Raw genomic sequence first — 23642 nt, forward strand, 5'->3', positions numbered from 1 at the left:
GCGAACCCATCGGTTCGCCGCCCTTCCCCTGTCACGCAGCCCTGCCCGGCCAGAGACCGGGCAGGTGCGTCTCCCCTCACTAGTAACGCAGGGCGATCTGACCGAACACGCGGCGTCCGACGACGTCGTACAGCGACGGGTCGGTGCCCGACTGCACGTTCGGTGCGTATTCCGGCGGCTGTTCGTCGAACAGGTTGTTCACGCCCAGACGGATCGAGGCGTTGTCGGTGATGTTCCAGGTTCCGGCCACATCCCAGTACCAGACAGCGTCGGTACCGGTGAAGCTGGTCTCGACCGGGAAGATCACGCTGGCGCGGTTGTCCATCGACGCGATGTATTGTGCGCGCACATCGAAGTCGAAGTCCGCCACGCTCCAGCGCGTGTTCCAGACAGCCTTCCATTCCGGGAAGGAGGTGCCCAGGCCTTCGCCGAAGAAGGACACGGTTCCGGCGTAGTCGAGATCCGGCAGGCTGTTGAGATCCTGCTGCTTCCACTCCAGCAGGTGCGTCAGCATAACGCTGGTGGTGACACTGCCGGCCCAGGACGGCGCACCGAGCCATTCCGGATCGAAGCCCCAGCCGAAGGCGAAGTCGATACCCGAGGCCTGTTGCGAACCGCCGTTGACGCCCGGGAAGTTGCCGTTCGGATCGTCCACGAAGTTGATACCGAAGATGTCACCACCGCCCCGCACGATACCGGCGCAGGAATAGCGGTTCACATCATAGGTCGGATTGGTGCCGTAATAATTGTAGCAATCGGCGATCAGCTGGTTCACCCCCGGCGCCAGGATCGGCGAGGAGATGTCGATACGCCAGTAGTCGACCGTGCCCTGGAAACGGTCCAGCCAGCGATTGGAGACCGGCGACTGGAACACCGCACCGATGGTGAAGGTGTCAGCCGATTCCGGATCGAGGTCCGTATTGCCGGTCGTGGTCACAGAGGCCTGGGTACCCGGCGTCTGGACATAGGCATCCGGAGAGGCCACGCCCGTTGCCGCGCACAAGGCCCGCATCTGGACCGAGTCGGGTCCGGAACGCTGGACACCGGTGATCGAGCACGGATCGAAGTATTGCGGCGCAGAACCGCCACCGCCGAACAGCTCGCCGAAGTTCGGCGCGCGCACGGAGTGCTGATAGGACGCCCGGAAGCGGGCATAGTCCAGCGGCTCCCAGCTCAGCTCGGCCTTGTAGGCCGGGTCGTTCGAGCCGCCGGTATCACCGGTTATACCGTCGCGGAACTCGCTGCGCGAGACGCGATAGCCCAGGCTAAGATCGATCGCACCGAAGGGCGCATCGTCGCCGGCCAGCGGGATCAGCGCCTCGCCGAACAGGTCTTCGAACGAGTTGGTGCCCGAGTTCGGATTCTGTGCGTTGAAGCCGGAGATCGGACCGGCACCCGAACCCGGATCGAAGTCGAACTCGAAGCCGCGATATTCGGCGCCGAGCACCATCGACACCGGACCGGCCGGCATGTTGAAGGCGTCGCCGGCAACATAGAGCTGACCCACCGTCTGGGAGAATTCCGTCGACGCGGTCGAGGAGACTTCCAGGTAGGACACACATTCCGCCGAGAGCGGCTGGCGGCCGAACGGATTGAAGCCGCCGGCGCAGGTGCTGTCGCCGCCATCGGCGGCTTCCAGCAGTATCTGCAGACGATCGGTATCGATATTGCCTTCCTGGCGGCGGTCGATTTCGGTGTCACCGCGCGAGACATAGGCATGCCACGTCCAGCCGCTGGAACCGATCGGGCCTTCGGCGCCGAAAGTGTAGCTGGTCACGGTGTTCTCGAAGTTCGACTGACGCAGACCGGCGGACAGGGTCCGCTGACGCATCAGGAAGGGTTCCAGGGCGCCTGAGCCGACCAGGTTCGGATCGTCGCCGGTCCGGCTTGCCAGAATGGCGGCGAGATCGGTCGGGATGAACGGGTTGGTGACCGGAATGATCAGCTGGTTGGACACGGTGCGGCCCGGCTCGACCAGAGCCGAAACAGCCTGAATCGCCGTGTTCTCGCCCGGCGCGCGGGTCTGAACAGTCGGGATCGGGGTCGGTGCCAGCGCCGAAGCCGACGTGTAGTGCGCCCAGGCGATATTGCCGAAGATGTTGACGCCATTGTCGAGATCATAGTCTGCCCGGGCCATGAAGCTGTCGCGCTCCATCGGCAGGGTGAGCAGGTTCACGAAATCGAAATTGTAGGAATAGGCATCCGGGAAGATGTTCTGGTTGACGTTGCCGTCGATGTCATACCGGAAGTTCTCGACGTCCGACGGGTGGTTGAAGATACCCGCCGAGAACAGCGTGCCATCCAGGTTGAAACCGAAGCGGTTACCGACGCTGACATTGGCCGGGTCGACGCCATAGGAAGCGAAGACCGCGTCAATAGAGGCTTCGGTCGGACGGTTGGCTGCACCGAAGAGCAGCGAACCGGCCGGGAAGAAGCTGGTCGTCGCCGTCGCCTGCTCGGCGAAGGGACGCTGGCTCTTGATCATGCCCTCGCGCACGGAGCGGTCGAATGCGATCACGGCATTGCCGCGACCGTCATCGACATTGCCGCCGATCACCAGTGACACGCCGTACTCCTGGGCATCCCAGTATTCGGTGGAGTTTTCGTAGGTCGCGCGGAAATCGACGCCCTCGAAATCATCCTGCAGGATGACGTTGACCGCACCGGCCACGGCGTCGGCACCGTACACGGCACCGGCACCGCCGGTTGCAACCTCGATCCGGTCGATCAGGGCGGCCGGAATCGTGTTGAGGTCGACCGTGAGCCCCGCGCTGGACGGCATCGCACGGCGGCCGTCGATCAGAACGATGTTCCGGTTGGCGCCGAAACCGCGCAGGTCGACATTCGCCTGACCGCCATTGCCCGGATTGTTGGACGTGGTGGTGCCGGCCGGGTTCACCTGCGGCAGCGTGTTGAGATAGGTGTCGATCGTGATGTCCGCATTGGCGACGACCTGGTCGCCGGTCACGGAGACCAGCGGGCTGTCGGCGACATAGTCCTGGCGCGCGATCCGCGAGCCGGTGATCACGATCACCTCGTCGTCCCCGGCCGTATCCTCTTGCGCGAAGGCCGGTGCCGACACGGCCGCAAGGCCTGCCAGCATGGTCGCGCCCAGCAAAGCGGATCGTCCCAGACCGCTGCCGAATGACCTGAATGCTTGATTTTTCATGCCGATTTACTCCCCGGCTTGGATATCCCCTCACATGCGGCAAGCCGCATGCACGTTTGAATGCGCACGAGCGCATCGAATGGGGTTACGGGGAGGCCGGACCGGCCGACAGCGGAATTCGGCCTGCGCCAAGCCGGGTCGGCGAACAACAAAATGCCGTTGAATGACGGGTTTTCCGGGGCGGATGACAAAAGGCGCCCGAACGCAAAAGGCCCGCTCTGACGAGCGGGCCTTCGCAGTCTGCATTTCCAGCAAGGCTAGAAGCGCTTGGTGACGTTCATGAACAGCGTGCGGCCGTTCAGATCGTAACCCACACCCCGGATGACATAGCCGTGATTGCTCTGCGGCTCCGGTGCATCGTTGAACACATTGTTCACACCGGCACGAACCACCAGATCGTCATTGCGCCACGTCACTGAGGCATCGTGGACGAAGTACTCCGGAGAGTTCTCGTACACGTTACACGGCGTATCGCCGGCCGCGACACAGGCGTAGAGGCCCGAACCGAGCGGATCGAACGGGTCGTCATTCGCCTCGATCATCTCGCCGACATAGCGGGTCTGCCACAATGCACTCCAGTCACCGATGGAGAACACGTTGGTCAGGCTGAACCGGTTCTGCGGATAGCCGTACTCACCCAGATCGTCATTGATCGTGACGCCATCGGCGCCCGTTTCTTCCTCGAACTGCGTCAGCGTGTGCGTGGCCCGGAAGATGGCATCATAGCGCATCGGACGGTTGATGACCGGTGCGGTGAAGTCCATCCCGAACTCGATATTGACGTCGATACCTTCGGTCACCCGCTCGCCCAGATTCTGGTTGAGCGCTTCCACGAAGCTGATCTCGCCGTCACCACCACGCGTGATGTACTGGCACTGATTGTTCGTGAGGTTCGGCGAGTCATAGCACAGGGCCACGATCGCCAGCGATGACAGCGACTCCACCTGACCGTCGACGGAAATGTCATAATAGGTCGCCGACAGACGCAGATCGAATGCGTCGAACCAGGGCTGATCGATCACGAAACCGGCCGAAATGGCTTCGGACGTTTCCGCATCCAGGTCCGGGTTGGACCCCGTGGCGACCAGAGTGCTGGCCCCCAGGAAGGTCACGTTGGACGTGCCCAGGCCAGTGGTACCCAGCGAGAACGGGTCAACGCCCGGCAGGTTGTAGGGGCCGCCACCATTCTGGCAGTTCTGGACGACCGTCGGGCTGCGGGTTTCCAGCGTCGGATCGTACTGCCGGATATTCGGCGTCGACGGATCATTGTCGTGATCGACCTCGACGATGGCGAGACCCGGCACACGACACGGATCCTGCGGGTTGCCGAAGAACTGCACGCGCCCGCCGAATTGTTCGCCGAGGTTCGGCGCGCGGAAGGAGGTGCCGTAGGTGGCCCGGAAACGCAGCCATTCGTTCGGCGCATAAAGCGACTGGATCCGGTAGGTCCAGCTGGCGCCATAGTTGGACTCTTCGGTCCAGCGGGCGGCGACGTTCACCGACAGTTCCTCGGCGAACGGACGATCCATCAGGATCGGCGCTTCCATCTCGATGAAGGCTTCCATCAGGGAGCGGTCACCGGTCGAACCCGGATCCGAGAAGAAGCCCGCAAATTCGCCGCCGGATGCACCCGCGTCGGTATCGGTGACGATGGCGTCCTTGCGGTATTCACCGCCCAGCACCAGGCCGACCGGACCGTCAGGCAGATCGAACAGCGTACCGGTGGCATAGCCGCTGAGGACAGACTGTTCGACGACCGTCCGCGTCAGGCGGTTCGGGAAGAAGTAGTCATTATCCTCGGGATCGGCAAAACGGCCCGTCGTCAGGAAGGTGCCATCGAAAAAGTCCAGCGGACGGCATTCGATCACCTGCGTCGAGTTCGGGGCGAAGTTCGGCGCGCACGAGGCGTTGCCGCTGCCATCCACAGTCGTATTGCTCAACACCTGGAGATAGCGGGAATAGTCATACAGCCCCTGCACCCGGTCAAAACCGTCGGACCGGCTGAAGCTGGCATAGGCATCATAGCTCCAGCCGTGCATCGGACCGAAGCTGTCCATGAAGGGCAGATCGCCGCGCAGGCCGCCGATCAGGCGCATCTGGGACACGTCCGTCTCGGTCGTATAGCGCTCGAGGAAATAGATGTCGCCAGCCTGGCCGAACGGGTTCAGCGCATAGTTGGCCGGCATTGCCAGGCCGCCCTGGGAGATCGTGGTGGATTCGCTTTCCCGCTGCGTATAGGACGCCTCGAAATAGGCCGTCATCCCGCCATAGAAGCCCAGATCGAACTCGCCGATCGAGTACAGCGAGGTCCGGTTGAAGTCCGGCATCTGGCTGCCGTTCAGCTCCTCCGGCCACAGCAGCAGCGCGGCACCGTTCGCACTGCCGGACTGCAGCAGGTCGAGCGTGAAGGGGATCGGGAAGAAGCCGTCGGGGAAGCCCGGATGCTGGCGGCCCGCCTCATAACCGACATAGCCGAGCGCCGGGAAAACACCGACACCGGCACCGAAGGACGCGCCGCAATCCTCGTATATCTCGCCGCTGGCGCCATAGCTGTAGTTCGTGATGCAGTTACCGGCGTAGGGCTCGTAGAAGCTGCCGAACTCGCGGCCGGTGAAGCCTTCCGTCTTGGTGTACTCGGCAGCGAACCCGATGAAGCCGCGATCACCGCTGACACCCAGCGTGCCGGTGTAGACCTGCTGACGGCCGCCATCGCCGGCCATTTCCGGGTCGGTGAGATAGGCATCCAGCTGCAGCCCGTCGAAATCGTCGCGCAGGATGTAGTTCACAACGCCGGCCACAGCGTCGGAACCATAAACCGACGACGCACCGTCGAGCAGGATTTCCACGCGATCGACCAGCGTGCCCGGGATCATGTTGAGGTCCGGCGCGCTCGGCACGCCGCGCACACCGGCCGGCGCCAGGCGGCGGCCATTGACCAGAACCAGGGTCCGTCCGGCGTCCAGGCCGCGCAGACCGGCCGTTGCGGAACCCGGACCGCTGTCCGTGATCAGACCGGCCGAGGTGGACAGGCCGGTCGTCGTCTGCTGGCCCTGCACAACCGTGGTCTGGGAAAGCAGGTCAGCCGCGTCGACCAGACCCAGATCGCGCGACAGTTCCCCGTCGATCACCTGGATCGGTGCCGCCGTGGAGAACTCGTTGCGCACGATCCGCGAACCGGTGATCGTGATTGAGTCTTCGGAATCGTCTGCCGTATCCTCTTCCGCCCCCGCGGAAGTCCGGACCGGCTGATCGTCCGGCGTCTCGGTCTGGTTCTGCGACCAGGCCGGGGCAGCCAGCAGGCTGACACCCATCATCCCGGCCAGAACGGTCGATCCGAGCCATTGCATTTTTTCTGAGGTTTTCAAAACCTATCCCCCTGGAAAGTCGGCCCCTTCGGGGCGTTGTCCGAAGCACCGGGCGGACCCGGCGGCGTGTCGGATTCGTGACGCGCAGGCGAACAGGGCTTGAAAAACCGGACACAGGAAAATTCCAATGAGGCTGACGCCGGGCAGGCGTTCCCGATTGAGAGATGATGCACCGAACGGCCCGGATTCTGCTGCAAACGCCCCCGCCGGGCTGCAAAGGTGTGACGCCGGTGGCAGTCTGTCGCACCCCGCAGCGGACGGATTGCGCTATATGGGGTTCCAGCGTTTTGAAGAACTGGAGGATTCCGGCATGCTGCGCAGTCTCGTTCCACTTGCAGGCGCCCTGATCATCGCAGCCTGCGGCGGTGAAACCGGCGATACCGCCGATGCGGCTCCGGCCGCGCACAACGAAGCCGCGGCGCCCGCCGCCGAACCGTCTGCGACTGCATCGTCGACGGCCACGGCAATGGCCCACAGTGACGATGACGATGACGACGATGCCGAGGCGATCCTGGCAGCCCTGGGCGGCGACTACGCCAATGCCGACCTGACCAATGGTGCGCGCCAGTTCCGGCGCTGTCAGTCCTGTCACACCCTCAATGAAGGCGGCCGCCACACGGTCGGTCCCAATCTGCATGGCGTCATCGGGCGCGCCGCGGCCTCGGCCGAGGGCTTCAACTATTCCCCCCAGCTGACCGGGGCCGGCCTGACCTGGGATGTCGAGACCCTGGACGCCTGGATCGAGAATCCGCGCGCCATGGTGCCCGGCAACCGCATGAGCTTTGTCGGCCTGCGCGAGGCCCACGATCGGCGCGACGTGATCGGCTACCTCGCTGTCGAGACGGCTGACTAGAGCATTTTCAGCAAAAGTGGGGACCGGTTTTGCGGTTCGAAAATGCGGTCGCCAAGGACCCAGCATTTTCAGCACAAGTGGGCACCGGTTTTGCGGTTCGAAAATGCGGTCGCCAAGGACCCGGCGTTTTCAGCAAAATCGGCACCGGTTTTGCCGAAAGCGCTCGGGCCCTAGAAGCGCCGCCAGACGGACAGGAAGATTGCCCGCTCGTCCAGCGTATTGCGGCCGGCGGGCGTGAAGTAGACGCCGGCATGGTATTCCATGCCGGCGATTTCACGGCCGAGCGAGAGCTGCAGCTTGTGCTGGCTGAAGGCCGGACGGGCCGGGCTCGCCGCTTCCGCATTCCAGACCGACAGCGACTGGACGATGACCTGCCAGCGGGGCGCCGGGCGCCAGCCGGCGCTGATATCGAGCCTCACCTCGTCCAGATCCGGCTCCGCCCGCCAGCGATGCGCCAGCTGGATATCGGCAAAGCGGTCGTTTCCGAACGACTGGCCCCAAAGCGCGCGCACTTCCCAAGCCTCGCCACCGGCGCCAAGCGGCTGGTTTGACACATTCTCGCCGGCGCCGGGCAGGAGCGCCGTCACCTGCAGGGTGGCGATCCGGCCCGCGTCCTGCCAGATACCTGCGCGCAGCCCGAACTCGCTCGCAGAAAGCCCCTGGGCCGCGTCATGGATCGCGCCCTGACGGCGCTCGACGGACTGCCAGGCGAGCCGCGCCACTGCCGTCAGCCGTGCCGTGATCCCGTATTCGGCATAGAGCGCCGTCTCGTCCTTGTAGAAATAGCCGTCATCGACCCGGTCGCCGCCGGCATCGAAACGCTGGTCGGCCCGGTCGGCCAGCGTCGTGACGATAGCCAGCCCCTCGCCCTTCCGCTGCAGCCAGGCACCCGCCTCGGCCGGTCCAGGCGCGGCCGCGATCGACACGATGGCCAACAAGCTTGCGGCGCACGGCCGGTGGCAAGACTGTTTTCGCCATCCCATCGGGCATCCTTCCCGATTGCGGCCGCGGCTGCACAGAGGCCCCGGCGGTCAGGGACAGCGAGCATGCCCGTAAAACGGGTTATTGCAAATTTATGCCACCAATAATTGCTTTCTCTGAGGAGAACAGAAAACGCCCGGCAGACAATCATCCGCCGGGCGCAACCTTGTTCGCTCAGCTGTCGAAGCCGGGGCTTTCGCGACGGACCCGGTCCAGAACCGCCGCCCAGGCGATTTCCTTGAACAGATCGTTCGAGGCGATCTCGGAAGACTGGCCGAAGACGCGATCCTGCATCTTCTCGTCCCACTCGATCAGCTCCCCGCCGGCCTGCGCCTTGATCTGGATGCGGCAGGCCTTCTCCAGCAGGTAGATCCGCACATAGGCCGAGAACGGGTGATCCCCGACCGACAGCGTGCCGTGATTGCGCAGGATCATCAGGTTCTTTTCGCCCAGATCGGCGACGAGGCGTTCCCGCTCGTCATGATCGAGCGCGATGCCCTCGTATTCGTGATAGCTCACATCATTGTAGACATTCATCGCCAGCTGCGAGATCGGCAGCAGGCCACGCTTCTGGGCGGCCACCGCAACACCGTCGTCGGAATGCAGGTGCAGGGCGACTTTCACATCCGGCCGCGCCGCGTGAATGGCGGAGTGGATCGTGAAGCCGGCCGGATTGATGCCATAGCGCGAGGGCGGCAGCACATTGCCGTCCAGGTCGACCTTGACCATGTTCGACGCCGTGACGTCCTCATAAAGCAGGCCGAACGGGTTGAGCAGGAAATGCTCGTCCGGCCCGGGCACACGCATCGAAATGTGAGTGAAGAAGAGATCGTCCCAGCCGTGCATGCGCACCAGCCGGTACAGCGCCGCCAGATCGCAGCGCGCCTTCCATTCTTCCTCGGAGACCTGGTCCTTGACCGACAGGTTTGCTTGATCGTCCATTTTGAACTCCCCGGGGTTTTCTTTATCGCCAACCCTGTAAGTATTGGCCGATGTTCCATCGCCGTCAAACCCTTCCGTGGCACGCGATGAGGGCCGAAAAACGCCACACGGGGCAACACATCCTGTGCTTGCTTTTTACTCTGCATCTACCAGTAGAGAGCACCCAATACAGGGTTAATCAAGTCTTTGAAATCACGCACAAATTGTTGTCAGTGCCGATTAACAAGTTTTCAAGGCGTTTCTGACTTAATGGCAGGCAACGACAATCAAGAAGCTGCGTCTCCATGCCTGCCAATACCGCGGAAACTCTCAATGTCCTGGCCCAGATGAAAGATCCCGGCAAGCGCCGGGAGCTGGCCATGGGTGTCGTGGATCTGTGCCTGGCACAGCCCCTCAGCCCGACCGCCGATCCGGTCGCCGGGGAGCTGCTCGTTACCCTTTCGGCCAAAAGCGACACCGCGACCAAGGCGGAAATCGCCGCCAGGCTCGCCCCGTGCGACTGGGCCCCTCACGATATCATCCGTTTCCTCGCCTTCGAGCCGATCGAAGTCTCGGCGGTGATCATCGAGAAAAGCTCGAAACTGACCCAGAAAGACATGATCGAGCTGGCGGAGAGCGGCACGACCGAGCACCGCAAAGTGCTCGCCATGCGGGCCAATCTCTGCCTCGCCGTCAGCGACACGCTCGCCCGCCCCGGCGAAGCCATCGTGCTGCGCGCCCTGGCCAATAATTCGACGGCCGAGATATCCGAGAACACGCTGGATATCTGCCTGACGGTTGCGCGCGACAATCCCAAACTGCGCGAGGCTCTCGCCCGCCGCCACGATCTGACGACCGATTTCGCGACACAGCTGTGCATCATGCTGCCGGAGAACTGGCGCGAGGAACTCTATCGCCGCTTCGGTCTGGACAAGGACAAGGTCGAGGCGCTTGCTGTCGAGACCGCCCTCTCCGCGACCCCGGAAGATGTCGACAAGGACGCCGCCCGGCGCGTCAATGACGCGGCCAAGGACGGCAAGCTGGACGGCAAGTATGCGCTGGATGCGCTGGTGCGCGGCGAGGAAGCCGTGTTCGATCATGCCATCGCCCATCTCTGCGGCATCAAGGTGTCCCAGTGGCGGATTGCCCTGGCCATGGGCGGTGTCCGCGCCGCGGCGATGGCCTGCCAGGCCGCCAATCTGGAACGCACCGCCTATCCGGTGATCCACAAGGCGCTGCAGCGGTCCGGGCGCATGCACCAGGCGCTCGAAGGCGATGCCATGTCGGCCGCAGCCAACGTGTTCCGCATGTACGGCCCGGAGAAAGCGGCCAAGGTCTTGCGTCAGATGGGTTCCAGGGGTTGAATAAAGACGTGTTCGGTAACGTCTTTTTCCCAGAGCCCCGCGATCTCCGATTCATTTGCCTTCCTGGCCAGTCCCAGGCCTGAAGCCAAGGCTGCCAAAGCACGCCTTGAAGAGCTGTATGGCTGCGTCCCGCTGGACGAGGCCGACACGATCATTGCCCTGGGCGGCGACGGTCTCATGCTCGACGCACTACACACCTCGATCAAGACCGGCGCCCGTGTCTACGGCATGAATTTCGGCTCGGTCGGTTTTCTGATGAACGAGTTCCGGCCGGACGGTCTGCGCGAACGTATCGCGACGGCCGAACATGTGCGGATCCACCCGCTGCGTGCCTGGGGCGAGGATGTGAACTGCCAGCCCTTCGAGGCGCTGGCGATCAATGAAGTCTCGCTGCTGCGCGAAACCCGGCAGACCGCCAAGATCAAGATCACGATCGACGGCCGCGACCGGATGGGCGAACTGCAGGCCGATGGCGTCCTGGTCGCCACGCCGGCCGGATCCACCGCCTACAACCTGTCGGCCCATGGCCCGATCCTGCCGCTCAATTCCAAGGTACTCGCCCTCACCCCGATCAGCGCCTTCCGCCCGCGCCGCTGGCGCGGGGCCCTGCTGCCGCACACCGTGCGGGTGGGGTTCGAGATCGTCGAGCCGCGCCTGCGCCCCGTCTCGGCCGTGGCCGACAATCGCGAATTCCGCGAGGTCGCGCGCGTGGACATCGTCGAGGCGAATGACGTCACCCTCACCCTGCTGTACGATAAGGGGCGTGACCTGGCCGAACGCATCCTGATCGAGCAGTTCGAAAGCTGACCGGTTTAGGCTGACGTTAAGCAAGGCCGGCTAGTATTCGAGTCGAATTGACCCGAACCGGATTCGCCGACGCCATGACTGCACCCGAACTGCCCACCGATCTGAGCCGCCTGCGCGTGCTGCTGGTCGACGACAACGCGGCCCTGCGCGGCGCGCTGCGGGTGTCCCTGAATGCGTTCGGCTGCGCCCAGGTCATCGAGGCCGACACGGTGGACCGCGCCCTCGATGTGCTCGCCAGCCGTCCGGTCGATCTCGTCATTACCGACTGGAAGATGCAGCCGCGCGACGGTCTGGACTTCGTGCGCACCCTGCGCCGCGGGCCGACCAGTCCGACCGCCTTCATCCCGGTCATCATGCTGAGCGGTTATTCCGATCGCCAGCGCATCGCCGAGGCCACCGCCGCCGGCGTCGACACCTTCCTGGTCAAGCCCTTCACCGCGGCCTCCCTGGCCGGCGCGCTGAGCGAGACCCTGAGCCGTTTTTCCGGGCATGCCGATGCTGGCCATGCCGCCCATTCCCCCGCGAACTGAGAGGGATAAGACCATGGCCAAACCCAATGATGCTGAAGTGATTTCGGTGCCCAACCTGCTGCAGGCCAAGGTTGGCGGCCCGATCAGCCAGGCCGACATGCACATGATCGAGAAGGCCGAAGAGGCCCTGAAGGACCTGCGCGCCGATTTCGGCCAGTGGCTGGAAGAGGAAGTCGGCAAGCTGGAAGCCGCTGCCAAGGTGGTCAAGACGGCCGGCCTGGCCGGTCCGGAAGGCGAAGAACTCTTCGTGCGGGCCCACGACCTGCGCGGTCTGGGTTCGACTTATGAATTCCCGATCGTCACACGCCTGGCCGGCTCACTGACCAAGATGATCGACATGCAGGAGAAGCGCGACAAGGCCCCGCTGGCTCTCGCCCTCGCCCATGTCGGTGCGATCCGGGCTGCCCTGTCGCAGAATATCCGCAATGACGAGGATGCCGTGGCCTCCGAACTCGCCGGCGAGCTGGAGAAACAATCCGCCGCCTTTGCCGAGCCCTGGAAGGACTGATCCTTTCCGCATCGCCAGACACAAGAAAGGCCGCCTCTCCGGGCGGCCTTTTTCTTTTCACGTCCGCAAGGACAGGAAAAACTAGCCGGCCCGGGCCAGCTGTTCGTCGTCATCCTCGAAGCGCGACAGGATGTAGTCGAGATCGTCTTCGGGGATGCCCTGGAAACGGGTGATCGCCCGCTCGGCAAGCGCACGGCGGAAACGTTCGCGGCTGGCCGTGTCGTGCGGGACTTCCATCGCGTGCAGCACGTCGAAACAGGCCCGGATCGCCGGATAGAGACGCGAGGGCATGCCGGTGCGGTCATAGACCGCGCGCAGGCCCAGCGGCCCGGCATCGTGCACCAGGAGCCATGCCTTGGCGTGCGAGATGCCGGCCAGTTCGGCGAAGGCGTGCTCGACAAAGGCGACATGTCCGCGCAGCAGGGCGCGCAGGATCAGCGACGGCGTCAGGCGCGCATTGAGGCGCAATTGCTGGACGAAATGCTTGGGGTCGTGCGCCAGGCCGGCCTGGTCGACCAGGTCCAGCGTGGCCCGCTCGCGCGCGCCCTCGGCAATCTCCACGGCGACTTGCGGCGGCAGGGCGTGGTGCGAGACCAGACGCTGCAGCGCGGTGTCGGAAATGTGCGAGATCAGGCGTTCGGTGACATCCAGCGGCAATTGCGAGCGGGCGACGAAACTGTCCATCACCTGCGGGTTCTCGCAGAACTCGGCGAAGGCGCGCTGATAGGCTGCGTCGTCGAACCGGGCCCCGTCATTGGCGGCGGCGATCGACACGGCCCGCTCGTCGCGGCTGTCGAGCAGTTCGTGCACGATGATCGGCGCGACATGCGGCCGGCCGGCAATGGCGCAGCGCTTGTCGCTGCCGGCATGCTCGAGCACGCGCAGCAGGTCCTCGTCTTCCAGGACCGGGGAATTTTCCAGCACCGGCAGGGCCACCGCATCGACATCCATCGCCAGTTTCACGGCGATGTCGCGCGGCAGGTTGCGGGATTGCTTGAGGGTGACGGCCATGGCCCGGCGCACCAGTTCGGCGGCGTCGCGGGCGATCAGGTCGAGAATGTCACGCGCGGCACCGCGCTCGGCATCGGTCAGACTGGCCGCATCCATGCGGCGGCAGATCTTCTGCGCGGCCGAGGCACGGACTTCCTCGTTCTCGCCCTTTACCAGACGGCGGATATCGTCCTGGGTCAGTCGATTGCGCAGCGCGACGACGCTCATGGCAGGTCCATCATGTTGAATGTATCGGCCCTATTTCTAGGCCCGGTATGCTTAACGAAAGCTTGCAACCCGTTTCGCGGGTTTACGAATTGCGCGCTCGGCCGGCCGAGCGCGGGGCGTCCAGCGAGGCCAGGATTTCCACCAGTGCCGGCGACAGCTCGCCATTGCCGACCCGGTGACTGCCCGGCGCGACAGGCGAGGTATTGCGGGCCGGAGTGTAGCTGCCGGCAAGGCGGATATTGCCGCTGTCATTGAGGTCGGGCGCCGCAGCGCGGTTTGCGGATGCCGGGATCTGCGGTGCCGGGCGGTCGCCGGTCAGCGAGGCCAGGACTTCACTTGTCGAGCGGGCGCGGCCTTGCTCGTAGAAGATGGCACGGTTGGCGCGGGCAGCGGCCGGGAAGAGCTGGTCGGCGCGGCCCTGCGGATTGTTCTCGGCGGCCTCGATCAGGCTGGCAGCCCCCTGGGCGCCCAGGAAGTGGGCGGCATAGAGCTCGCCGCCGGAGGCCGGCCGGCCGATCCGCGTCTGGATCACGGCGGCATTCTCTGCGGCCAGTTCGCCGGCCATGCGGGCGGACGCCTCGGCGTCGAAGCGCAGATCGAGAATACGCTGGCGCTGCACCGGATCCTCGACGACATAGCGGCCGTTGGCATCGCGGCTGATCGCGGCGGCGGCGTCTTCATAGCCGTGCTCGGCGCCGCGGCGCTGCATCACGCCCAGCCAGGTCTGCTCGATGAACTGGAAGAGACCGGTCGCCGAAGACGTCGAGGCCTCGGCCCGCACATCGAAATTGCTTTCCCGCGCAGCGGTGCGCAGCAGGAAGTTGAAATCCGTGCCGGTCTCCTGCGCGGCCTGGCGCAGGGTGCGGGTCATGAAGTCCTGGTTGTTGGCGTCGACGGGGCTGACCAAGGCGGGCTCCGGAGAATCGGTTGCTGCGAATCGACGTCCAGACTCGCGCCTCATGGCTAATCCGGCGTTAACGATGCGGCGCCGTGCCGCCGGGAGAACGGTTGACGGCACCCCGCAGAGCGCCGATATCCTTGTGGGAGCGAGGGATCCTTTGAACGGATGCATAAAGGATACGCCATGACACGCCTGACATTCGCACGCCTGACATTCGCCGGGACCGCCGCGCCGCTTCTGGCCGCGGCCGGAGCGGTGGCCCTGATGGCGGCGCCGGCCGCCACCGCCCAGGATATCGATCCGGAGGCCGTTGCGGCCGCCGAAGCCTATCCGCTGGAACCGGCCACCGACCGGATCCGCGTGGTCAATATCAACGGCTATTCGGTGATCGACCGCGAGCACCTCGTGCTCAATGGCGGAGCCCGCCGCCACTATCTCGTGACCCTGCGTCACCCCTGCCCGGAGCTGCGCACGGGCATCCAGATCGGCACCAGTTTCGGCGACACGGCCACGCTCTACCCGCCGCTGGTGGAATACATCCATGTCGGCGAGCCTGAAATGCGCTGCTCGATCCACACCGTCGAGGAAATCGACAGTGTCGAGACGGCCCGCGCCCTCGTCCAGCGCCGCAATGCGGCGGAAGAGGCGGCGGACGGGGACGACACGCCCAGCCAGCGCTGACCGCCGCGCCTCAGTCATCGCCCCGCAGGGCACCGGACAGCCAGGCGGCAACCCGGTCCGGTGCCTGCATCGGGGCGAGATGGCCCAGATCGTCCATGCGCGTCAGCCTGGCTCCGTAGCGGGTCAGCGCGCGCGGACGCATCAGGGTCGAGCCATGTCCCGCCTGCAGCACGTGTGCGTGCCCAGCGACCAGCCGGGCGGCAGCGTCGGGATTGTGGGCCTGGGCTTCATAGTTCGCCGCCTCCCAGGCGGGATCGCAGGCGAGGATAAGTTTTTTGTCCCCGTCCCCAACCGCGGCCCCGGCCGCCTTCAGGCCGCCCTCCAGATAATCTTCCAGAACGCCCGGCGCCCAGCGGGCAAAACCGGGGTGTTTGGCATAGCGCTGCCGGGCCGCCTCGCGGTCCGGCCAGCCATTGCGGCGGCGGCGCGCCTGGCGGGCGATCGGCATGCGATTGCGGTTGAGCGCGAAGAAGGGCGAGCGGGCAAGCCAGTAGACCGGACGGGGCAGGATCACCGGTTCGATCAGGGCCAGAGCGGGGATAGTCCGGCCCTCGCGGGCCAGGCGGGCTGCGGTCATCAGGGCCGTGGTGGCGCCCATGGAATGGCCCGCCATGGCATCCGGAACGAAGCCCAACTGCCCCCACAAAGCCATCATATCGGTAACATAAATGCCCCATGAGCGGTGCATACCGGCATCGGCCGGCAGCGTTGTGGCGCCGTGACCGCGCAGATCCGGGGCGTAGATCTCGTAGTCTCCGGCCAGTTTTTCGAACACCTGGCGATAGGCCGAGGCACAGAAACCATTGGCGTGCAGGAAAGCGAGGCGCGGCTTGCCGGGATTGGACCAGACGCGCAGCGACACCGTCCCGCCCGGCAGGGATACCGTCTGCACCGTCCAATCCGGACCCGTTCCGTCCATTGCATCCGCCTCCTGCCGGCTCTGCTGCCAGCTCTGCCAACCGGCGCCAGCCTAACCCGATCCCCCATTATCGCACGGGCTGCAGGGCAGTGGATAAGTTGATGGCGGAAATACGCGGCCGGAGGGGGAAGCGGGCCCTCCTGATCGACTCGTGTAACGCTTCTCGTTACACAATGCTCTGGCAAACCCCGACCGCCCGCAAGACTTAGGGCGACGGCCCGGGATGGAGGCAAGAATGAGCGATCGCGACATCGCGCCGGCCAGCGTCGGAGATCATCTGCGCGAAGACTATCTGCCCGACTACAACATGAAGGCGCCGACCTTCGCCAAACGGCTGGGCATCGGCCGGCAGCGCGCCGTGCGCCTGCTCAACGGCGCGCGTTGCGACGGCGACATGGCGCTGCGCCTTGCCCGCCTGTTCGGCACGACACCGCAATTCTGGCTGAACCTGCAGGCCGAGTACGACCTGGCCATGGCCCGCATCGAGGCCGGTGACGAGATCGAGACCAGTATCGAACCCCTGGCGGCCGCATAGAGCCGGAGTTTCTGGAGGACCGGCGGGACGCCGTCCTCACCCCGCTGATCGCGCCCGCCATCACCAGCGGCCGCACCACCCGCATCAACCTCTCCATCGACACCGGCCAGCTCGCCCTGATCGACCAGGCCGCCACCCGCGCCGGCATGAGCCGGTCGGCGTTCATGGTGTCCGCGGCTGTGGGACGGGCGGGGGCCGCCGCCATCAATCAATCGGACTACGACTAGATTAGACTTTCGGTCAGCTTTCCGACCATGTTCTACGCTAGGCTTGATACACAACCTAAGCAGATGCTAACCATTTGATACACTCATTTGATTCTGTCCGAATTATTAGATGGATCATACTTAAAGTAACGAGTTCTGTCTTAGATGGTAGCTACCCCTCGACCGCCCAAGAAATTCCTTAAAATCCTTCATGTTGAGGATGACGAGCAGGTCGGGTTGACTGCTTGCGCCGGATTTGAGTTCAAGAAGTGGCGCGCTCGGAAGCTTGCCGAGCATCTAGTAAATTGGCTGCCTCACTTTGCACTAAGGCGACAAGAAATAGAATCTATTGGGTCCGAAAACCCGTGGCTTTTGTTGCGCGATGCCGCTACCAGAGTCTTCCAGTCATCAAGCGGAAAAAGCCGGGGTGAGATAGGCGAACTACTTCTGCACATAATTTCAGTCACGGAATACAAGGCTCACGCTTTCGTTTCCCGACTTTTTTACAAAATGCGCTCTAACGACCAAGTAACTGGCTTTGATTCTGCACTTGTTACCTACGATGAAAACACTGAAGAAATAGAACTATGGCTCGGCGAAGCGAAGTTCTACAGTGACACCAAAGACGCAGTTTCCGCTGCACTGGCGAGTCTAAAAACACACCTGAAGGAGGGGTTTCTAAAAGAGACCAAAATCCTTGTTGGGCCAAAGATCGAAGCCGACACACCTGGGTACGCCAAACTTCAATGGCTCTTCGACGATGCCAGCACCTTGGATGAGATCATCGATCGCATTGTCGTCCCCGTTCTTATCGCCTCAGAAAGTGAGGCAGCACAGAATTTCGATGGGAACGTCGAGACCTACCGTGAGTTGGTTCTCGAAGAGTATGAGTATGTGAGCGGGCGATTGGCAAGCTCACCAATCGCCGCACAGGTGCGTGTAGTCGCGATCTACATCCCGCTGGCATCCAAGGCTGCACTCGAGACCGAGTTCATCAATTTGATAAAGGGCTTCGAAGAATGAAATCGACCCTGATTGAGGCCCTTGGTGGAGAGATTCCTGACGCCGCGGCAGCTCTTAAACTACTCAACTCTGCTTCTACCCATTGGCTTAGTGGCGAGCGGGCTATCGAAGACGACGCGGAGATCGCGGTTCGTTTGTTTGCGCGAGCAGACGATCTAGAAGAAGTACTACCAGGCGCAAAGACAATCATTCAAGCAATTGGGCGAGAAGCAGGCCTGTTTCCGTACTTGGACGAGGTATCGATTACGCGAGACGAAATAGCACTAGAAACGCATCGAGTTCCGGGCCTCGACGACACCGTATTTCATTCTGAACAGCTACGAGTATTCAGAAAGCTGGCGTCAGGAAAAAATGTCATCCTGTCCGCCCCAACCAGTTTTGGCAAAACGCTACTTGTTGACGCCCTGATCGCACACCGCCAACCGAAACTGGCCGTGATAGTCGTTCCCACTATCGCACTTCTGGAGGAGCGAAGACGGACCATCGTAGACCGCTTCACCGACTACGATGTCATCTCACAGAATTTTCAAGCCATAACGGACCAAAAAACTATCGTTATAGGAACCCAAGAACGCATCTTCGACCGCACCGACTTGCACAAACCAGATTTGTTTGTCATCGACGAGTTCTACAAGCTCGACCTCACAAGAGGCGATACTCGCGCAAATACGCTGCATGCGCTGTTAGCGAGGTACATTGATCAGTCGAGACAGGTTTATCTCCTCGGCCCCTCCCTACCTGACAACCCAGTCAATACGAAAGAGCGACCCGACTTCGAGTTTGTGAAGACCAAGTACTCGCCAGTGGCAGCCGACGTCATCAGCGTTGAGCCTCAGGGAACAGATCCAGATGTTCTTGCAAAATACCTGCACGAGGAGGCCGAAGCATCCCGTTTGATATACTGCCAGTCGCCTCGGTCAGCGCGAGATCTCTCGCGAGAGCTCATACAGCGCAAAGTCGGACGGCCCACCAAAACAGTAAAGCGAATTGCCGATTGGTTGCGCCAAAACTACCATGATGGCTGGTACGTCGCGGACGCGCTTGAACAAGGGATAGGCATTCACCATGGCCGCGTACCTCGCGCGATTGCCCACCTAATGGTCAGCCTTTTCAATCAGCGAAAGATTGGCATCTTAATCTGCACATCCTCACTGATCGAAGGAGTCAACACGACTGCTGAAGTGGTATTTATATACGACAAGAAAATCAGCACAAGAAAATTAGACCGATTTACTTTTGACAACATCAAAGGTCGGGCTGGACGCATGTTCCGCCACTTCATCGGGCGCATATATCTATTCAACGAAGCGCCTCATGAAATTTGGGACCCATTAGACATCCCTTTGCTGCAGGACAGAAGTAGGATTTCTGACAGAGACTTGTTTCAAGTTCCCGAGGAGCACCTCACCGATACGAATCTTCGTCGTAAAGCTGAGTTTATCGAAAACTCTCCATTGCCAACCAAATTATTGGAAAAGTACGCGCGATACGGCGTAGGTGATATTGAACTCTGCTATAACGAACTCGAAGAAATGCTTTCTACCGGAAGCCGGAAAATCCTTTGGACGGGCCTGAAAGGCTACAAGGAAATTCTAGCGAGCATGGAAATAATTTGGGGACGAATTCAGTTTGACAAGCACGGAGTTCACTCAGCGAGACAATTTGCATTTTTCGCAAATAAACTTCAATACTCAAAAAGCATTAGATCATTTTTAGAAAAAATCGTCTCAGAAGATAATACTGATGAAGATATCGATTTGGCGTTTAACTTTCTTAGGGGGGTGGAGTACTCCTTTGTTCAGCCGCTTGAGTTTGTTCAAGATATCGCCGAAGAAATATTAGGAAAAGCCGGAGAAATTGATTACTCTGTATTTTTGGCGCGAATTTCCAGCTGGGGGCTTCAAGGGCATTCAAAAGCACTTGAGGAGGTAGGAATTCCCGAGCCCATAATCAGGAAGCTTGAAGGCTTTATCGACACTTTCGACATTGATGCGGCCGTAGCGGAGACCCGTCGACTAATGGAATCAGGAACCATACTGTCCGACAATGACGTCCTTGTTCTGGACTTCACGCTAGGCTCGAGGCGCTGACCTCAAACCGGCAGACGCCCAGCACGCACAAGGCATACTGAAGTTCGCTTTCACTCAACTTGAAGAAAAATGGTACCGCCTTCCCGGTTCGAACGGGAGACCTCTAGATCCACAATCTAGCGCTCTAACCAACTGAGCTAAGGCGGCACTCGGGTGTCACGGTCCGCAAAGGGGGCGTGAGGCGCGGGAAACTAGCGTCCCTCCCGCGCGCTGGCAACTGCTTCGTCAGGCGATTTGCAGGCCGCCGTGCGGGCGGACTGCGACGGGCGGGAAACGGCTGATCCCGAGCGCTTGTCGGTCCTTCCCCTTGATGGGGAAGGTGTCCCGAAGGGACGGAAGGGGTGAAACGCGGAGCGTGTCCATTCAGACACCTCGCTCCCACCCACTCCACCACGCCTGCGGCGTGGTCCCCCTCGCCCATCGAGGGCGAGGACCTGGAGCCCGCGACGCCGTCCTGGAACCGCTCCCTAAGCGCCATACCCCCGCGCCCGCATGTGCTCGCGCATGGCGGCGATGCGGTTGGCGTCGGAGGGGTGGGTGGAGGCGAATTCGGCGGTCTGGCGCTGGTTCATGGCGGCCATGCCCATCCAGAAGTCGAGCGCGTCCTGGGGATTGTATCCGGCGCGCACCATGTAATCGACGCCGATCCGGTCGGCCTCGTATTCGTGCTCGCGCGAATAGGGCAGGATGATGCCATAGGTGGCGCCCATGCCCAGCGCGGCGCCGATCTCCTGGCTGTACTGGCTGTATTCGCTGTTGCCCAGCGCGCCGGTGACCAGGGAGATGCCGACCTGGGAGGCGAGCTGCTGGCTGGCCCGCTCGGCCGAGTGGCGGCCGGCGATATGGGCGATCTCGTGGCCCAGCACGGTGGCGATATGCCCGTCGCCTTCCATCAGATCCATGATGCCCTTGTAGAAGGCCACCTTGCCATTGGGCAGGACCCAGGCATTGCGCTCCTCGCTGTCGAAGACGGTGAATTCCCATTGATAGCCGGTGAGGCCGGAGGCCGGGACGATGCGCTGGCCGACGCGTTCCAGGCGGCGCTGATAGCTGGGATCGCGCAGCACGCGTTCCTCGCGCAGCGTGTCCTGCCAGGCCTGGTTGGACATTTGCGCCAGCTGGCCGTCGGAGACCAGCATCAGCTGGGAGCGGCCCAGCGCGGCATTGTCGGCACAGCCCGCGGCCAGCGGCAGCACGGTGCCGGCGGCCAGTCCGATGATGAGTTCGCGGCGGCGCACAAGGCCGCTGGCGGATGCGGTGCGGTTGCAGCAGGTGTCCGGCATACCCTTCCCCTTTGGTTTTCCGACACATTCTCCTTTACAATAACGCACAGCCGCCTGCCCGTCTTGCCAAGAAAGCGACAATTGCAGGTGCTAGTGTGCGTCCGAATCCCTTTGGAGCCTGTCCCCCATGAAACGCCTCGGCCTCATTCTTCTCGTCCTCGTCGTCCTCGTGATCGGCGCCGCCTTCATCCTGCCCGCCGTGATCCCGGCCTCGGCCTATCGCGACCGCGTGGAAGCCGCCGCCGGCGACGCGCTGAACCGGCCGGTTCAGCTGGCCGGCGATGTCAGCCTGACCATCCTGCCGCGGGTGCAGGTGGTGGCGCGCGATGTCACCATCGCCAATGCCGAGGGCTTCTCGGACGAACCCTTCGCGCAGATGGGCGAGATGCGGGTGGGTGTGGAGCTGATCCCGCTGCTGTCGCGCCGGGTGGAGATCACCGAGTTCGTGCTGGTCGATCCGGTGATCCGGCTGGAACAGCGCGCCGGCGGCAATAACTGGACCTTTGCCGATCCCGAGGCGGCGCCCGCCCCGGCCGCACCGGCGGGCGACGGTTTCGTGCGCCAGCCCGGCGCCCTGCCGATCGATGCCAGTTTCGGCGATGTGCGCATCGAGAACGCCTCGATCTTCTATAGCGATGGCAGCCAGAGCCGCGAGATCACCGGTCTGGACCTGGCCATCGCCCTGCCCTCGCTGGACGCACCGACCGCGATCGACGGCTCGCTCTCGGCCGACGGCGAGGCGATGACATTCGATGCCGAGCTGGGCTCGATCCGCGACTTCTTCGAGGGCCGCGCCACACCGCTCACCCTGTCGCTGGGCGGCAATCTGGTCGATGTCAGCTTTGACGGGGAAATCCCGGCTTCCGAGGATATCGAGTTTGCCGGCGACTTTTCCGCCGACATCCCCTCCATCCGCGCGCTGGCCGCCTTTGCCGGCAGCCCGCTCCCGCCGGGCGAGAACCTGCAGCGCTTTGCCGCGCAGGGCCGGATCGAGGGCACGACCTCGCGCCTGGGCCTGACGGCCCGCTCGATCCGCTTCGACGAAATCCGCGGTTCGGGCAATCTGGCCGCCGATCTGTCGGGCAGCCGGCCGCGCCTGACCGGCCGTCTGGATCTGGACGAGCTGAATGTGAACCCCTATCTGCCCGCCCCCGCCGAGGATGCCGCCCCGGCGGCCGGCGGCGGTATCCCGCCCTGGAGCGAGGAGGCGATCGATTTTGCCGGCCTGGGTATTGCCGATGCCGATCTGTCGCTGAATGTCGGCCGGCTGCAGGTGCGCGATATCGAGGTGACCGATGCGGCCCTGCGGGCCGTGGTCGAGAATCGCCGCCTGCAGGCCGTGCTGGAGCGGATCTCGCTCTATGAAGGCCAGGGCAATGTCACCATCGTGGCCAATGCCCGCACGGCGACGCCCTCCTTCTCGCTGGATGCCAGCCTGGCCGGTCTGGACGCCCTGCCCTTCCTGGACGCAGCAGCCGGGTTCGACCGGCTGGCCGGGACCGGCGCCATGACGCTGTCGCTGGCCACCTCCGGCAACAGCCAGGCGGCGATGATGCGCAATCTGGGCGGTAATGGCGAGTTCAACTTCGCCGACGGCGCCATTGTCGGCATCAATATCGCCCAGACGATCCGCAATGTGTCCGGCTTCCTGGACCGCGCGGGCGGCGCCCAGGCGGCGCAGACCAGCGAGGAAGACAGCGAACAGGCCAGTGTCGGCGAGCGCCAGGAGACCGACTTCTCCAGCCTCGGCGGCACATTTGCCATCGCCAATGGCCGGCTGACGAATAACGACCTCCTGATGCTCTCCCCGCTCCTGCGCGTGGAAGGCCAGGGCTGGGTCGATCTGCCCAGCCAGACGCTGGACTATCGCCTGCGTCCGCGGGCTGTCGCCTCGATCGAGGGCCAGGGCGGTTCGACCGACCTGCAGGGCATTGTCGTGCCGATCCGCTTCCGCGGCGATTTCAACACTGTCAGCTATGGCGTCGATACCGAGGCCGTGACGCGCGCCCTGCTGCAGGGCGCGCTGAGCAATGCCATCGGCGGCAATCGCAACCAGTCGCCCGAAGATGCCGCCCGCGACGCGCTGCGCAATGCGCTGGGCCTGGGCAATCAGGACAGCGAGGACGCGGCCGGCGAAGAGGGTCAGACCGATGAGGAAGAGGTCGATCCGGCCGAGCAATTGCTGCGCGGCCTGTTCAACCAGCGCCGCGACCGCTCGCAGTCCGACGAGACGGACGACAATTCCGGCGATCCGAACTAGGCTCGCCATCGACACCGGCACCACCCGG

General features: G+C 63.2%; 19 protein-coding genes and 1 tRNA gene. 11 read left to right on the top strand and 9 right to left on the bottom strand.

The window, feature by feature from the left end:
- Positions 1-79 precede the first annotated feature (79 nt).
- Positions 80-3169: a TonB-dependent receptor gene (locus JJ918_RS11650; RefSeq protein WP_291887363.1), complete on the bottom strand. Its 3090-nt coding sequence runs from the start codon at positions 3167-3169 to the stop codon at positions 80-82.
- A 257-nt stretch (positions 3170-3426) separates the two neighbouring features.
- Positions 3427-6534, bottom strand: coding sequence for a TonB-dependent siderophore receptor (locus tag JJ918_RS11655; RefSeq protein WP_291887365.1), 3108 nt, complete (start codon positions 6532-6534; stop codon positions 3427-3429).
- Between the two features lie 310 nt (positions 6535-6844).
- Between JJ918_RS11655 and JJ918_RS11660 the strand changes: the two genes are divergently transcribed.
- A complete protein-coding gene (locus JJ918_RS11660) occupies positions 6845-7387 on the top strand; it encodes a cytochrome c family protein (protein ID WP_291887367.1) in 543 nt (180 codons plus the stop codon).
- Between the two features lie 170 nt (positions 7388-7557).
- Here JJ918_RS11660 and JJ918_RS11665 read toward each other — a convergent pair whose 3' ends face one another.
- On the bottom strand, positions 7558-8325 hold the full coding sequence (locus JJ918_RS11665) for a hypothetical protein (protein WP_291887371.1): 768 nt from the start codon (positions 8323-8325) through the stop codon (positions 7558-7560).
- A gap of 217 nt (positions 8326-8542) precedes the next feature.
- Positions 8543-9310, bottom strand: a complete 768-nt coding sequence (locus JJ918_RS11670) for a class II aldolase/adducin family protein (RefSeq protein ID WP_291887374.1) — start codon at positions 9308-9310, stop codon at positions 8543-8545.
- Between the two features lie 284 nt (positions 9311-9594).
- Here JJ918_RS11670 and JJ918_RS11675 point away from each other — a divergent pair, with 284 nt between their 5' ends.
- From JJ918_RS11675 to JJ918_RS11690, 4 genes are all read left to right on the top strand, one after another.
- On the top strand, positions 9595-10653 hold the full coding sequence (locus JJ918_RS11675) for a DUF2336 domain-containing protein (RefSeq protein ID WP_291887377.1): 1059 nt from the start codon (positions 9595-9597) through the stop codon (positions 10651-10653).
- Between the two features lie 42 nt (positions 10654-10695).
- Complete coding sequence (locus JJ918_RS11680; RefSeq protein ID WP_291887638.1) at positions 10696-11460, top strand: NAD kinase; 765 nt, start codon at positions 10696-10698, stop codon at positions 11458-11460.
- Positions 11461-11534: 74 nt separating this feature from the next.
- Positions 11535-11990, top strand: coding sequence for a response regulator (locus JJ918_RS11685; RefSeq protein WP_291887381.1), 456 nt, complete (start codon positions 11535-11537; stop codon positions 11988-11990).
- A gap of 13 nt (positions 11991-12003) precedes the next feature.
- Complete coding sequence (locus JJ918_RS11690) at positions 12004-12498, top strand: Hpt domain-containing protein (RefSeq protein ID WP_291887383.1); 495 nt, start codon at positions 12004-12006, stop codon at positions 12496-12498.
- Between the two features lie 81 nt (positions 12499-12579).
- Here JJ918_RS11690 and JJ918_RS11695 read toward each other — a convergent pair whose 3' ends face one another.
- Together JJ918_RS11695 and JJ918_RS11700 are read right to left on the bottom strand one after the other, a co-directional pair.
- A complete protein-coding gene (locus tag JJ918_RS11695; protein WP_291887386.1) occupies positions 12580-13716 on the bottom strand; it encodes a DUF2336 domain-containing protein in 1137 nt (378 codons plus the stop codon).
- 82 nt (positions 13717-13798) lie between these two features.
- The gene (locus JJ918_RS11700; RefSeq protein ID WP_291887389.1) at positions 13799-14623 is read right to left on the bottom strand and encodes a hypothetical protein; all 825 of its coding nucleotides are present in this window, start codon (positions 14621-14623) and stop codon (positions 13799-13801) included.
- 177 nt (positions 14624-14800) lie between these two features.
- On the opposite strand from JJ918_RS11700, the gene JJ918_RS11705 reads away from it, so the two are divergent.
- Complete coding sequence (locus JJ918_RS11705) at positions 14801-15298, top strand: DUF6491 family protein (RefSeq protein WP_291887392.1); 498 nt, start codon at positions 14801-14803, stop codon at positions 15296-15298.
- Positions 15299-15308: 10 nt separating this feature from the next.
- Here the strand turns inward: JJ918_RS11705 and JJ918_RS11710 are convergent, their stop codons facing one another.
- Positions 15309-16217, bottom strand: coding sequence for an alpha/beta hydrolase (locus JJ918_RS11710; protein WP_291887393.1), 909 nt, complete (start codon positions 16215-16217; stop codon positions 15309-15311).
- A gap of 235 nt (positions 16218-16452) precedes the next feature.
- Between JJ918_RS11710 and JJ918_RS11715 the strand changes: the two genes are divergently transcribed.
- The 4 genes from JJ918_RS11715 (at position 16453) to JJ918_RS11725 (ending at position 20071) form a co-directional block, all read left to right on the top strand.
- A complete protein-coding gene (locus JJ918_RS11715; RefSeq protein ID WP_291887396.1) occupies positions 16453-16752 on the top strand; it encodes a HigA family addiction module antitoxin in 300 nt (99 codons plus the stop codon).
- Positions 16753-16835: 83 nt separating this feature from the next.
- A complete protein-coding gene (locus JJ918_RS17250) occupies positions 16836-16979 on the top strand; it encodes a DUF1778 domain-containing protein (protein WP_367277702.1) in 144 nt (47 codons plus the stop codon).
- 144 nt (positions 16980-17123) lie between these two features.
- The gene (locus tag JJ918_RS11720; RefSeq protein WP_291887399.1) at positions 17124-17981 is read left to right on the top strand and encodes a DUF1837 domain-containing protein; all 858 of its coding nucleotides are present in this window, start codon (positions 17124-17126) and stop codon (positions 17979-17981) included.
- Positions 17978-20071: a DEAD/DEAH box helicase gene (locus JJ918_RS11725; RefSeq protein WP_291887402.1), complete on the top strand. Its 2094-nt coding sequence runs from the start codon at positions 17978-17980 to the stop codon at positions 20069-20071. Before JJ918_RS11720 ends, JJ918_RS11725 begins: the two co-directional genes overlap by 4 nt.
- A 70-nt stretch (positions 20072-20141) precedes the next feature.
- Here JJ918_RS11725 and JJ918_RS11730 read toward each other — a convergent pair.
- Positions 20142-20218, bottom strand: a tRNA-His gene (locus JJ918_RS11730).
- 320 nt (positions 20219-20538) lie between these two features.
- Positions 20539-21354, bottom strand: a complete 816-nt coding sequence (locus JJ918_RS11735; RefSeq protein WP_291887405.1) for a M48 family metallopeptidase — start codon at positions 21352-21354, stop codon at positions 20539-20541.
- Positions 21355-21481: 127 nt separating this feature from the next.
- Between JJ918_RS11735 and JJ918_RS11740 the strand changes: the two genes are divergently transcribed.
- Positions 21482-23614 carry an AsmA family protein gene (locus tag JJ918_RS11740; RefSeq protein ID WP_291887408.1) on the top strand — a complete coding sequence of 711 codons (2133 nt, stop codon included), beginning with the start codon at positions 21482-21484 and terminating at the stop codon, positions 23612-23614.
- The last annotated feature ends 28 nt before the right edge of the window (positions 23615-23642 follow it).

This window comes from Maricaulis sp., assembly GCF_017642925.1.
Classification (GTDB): domain Bacteria; phylum Pseudomonadota; class Alphaproteobacteria; order Caulobacterales; family Maricaulaceae; genus Maricaulis.

What these genes read in the sequence shown, in the direction of transcription:
- JJ918_RS11650 (WP_291887363.1), bottom strand. Translation starts at nt 3,169, where the DNA reads ATGAAAAATCAAGCATTCAGGTCATTCGGCAGCGGTCTGGGACGATCC.
- JJ918_RS11660 (WP_291887367.1), top strand. Translation starts at nt 6,845, where the DNA reads ATGCTGCGCAGTCTCGTTCCACTTGCAGGCGCCCTGATCATCGCAGCC.
- JJ918_RS11670 (WP_291887374.1), bottom strand. Translation starts at nt 9,310, where the DNA reads ATGGACGATCAAGCAAACCTGTCGGTCAAGGACCAGGTCTCCGAGGAA.
- JJ918_RS11675 (WP_291887377.1), top strand. Translation starts at nt 9,595, where the DNA reads ATGCCTGCCAATACCGCGGAAACTCTCAATGTCCTGGCCCAGATGAAA.
- JJ918_RS11685 (WP_291887381.1), top strand. Translation starts at nt 11,535, where the DNA reads ATGACTGCACCCGAACTGCCCACCGATCTGAGCCGCCTGCGCGTGCTG.
- JJ918_RS11690 (WP_291887383.1), top strand. Translation starts at nt 12,004, where the DNA reads ATGGCCAAACCCAATGATGCTGAAGTGATTTCGGTGCCCAACCTGCTG.
- JJ918_RS11695 (WP_291887386.1), bottom strand. Translation starts at nt 13,716, where the DNA reads ATGAGCGTCGTCGCGCTGCGCAATCGACTGACCCAGGACGATATCCGC.
- JJ918_RS11705 (WP_291887392.1), top strand. Translation starts at nt 14,801, where the DNA reads ATGACACGCCTGACATTCGCACGCCTGACATTCGCCGGGACCGCCGCG.
- JJ918_RS11710 (WP_291887393.1), bottom strand. Translation starts at nt 16,217, where the DNA reads ATGGACGGAACGGGTCCGGATTGGACGGTGCAGACGGTATCCCTGCCG.
- JJ918_RS11715 (WP_291887396.1), top strand. Translation starts at nt 16,453, where the DNA reads ATGAGCGATCGCGACATCGCGCCGGCCAGCGTCGGAGATCATCTGCGC.
- JJ918_RS11720 (WP_291887399.1), top strand. Translation starts at nt 17,124, where the DNA reads ATGGTAGCTACCCCTCGACCGCCCAAGAAATTCCTTAAAATCCTTCAT.
- JJ918_RS11725 (WP_291887402.1), top strand. Translation starts at nt 17,978, where the DNA reads ATGAAATCGACCCTGATTGAGGCCCTTGGTGGAGAGATTCCTGACGCC.
- JJ918_RS11735 (WP_291887405.1), bottom strand. Translation starts at nt 21,354, where the DNA reads ATGCCGGACACCTGCTGCAACCGCACCGCATCCGCCAGCGGCCTTGTG.
- JJ918_RS11740 (WP_291887408.1), top strand. Translation starts at nt 21,482, where the DNA reads ATGAAACGCCTCGGCCTCATTCTTCTCGTCCTCGTCGTCCTCGTGATC.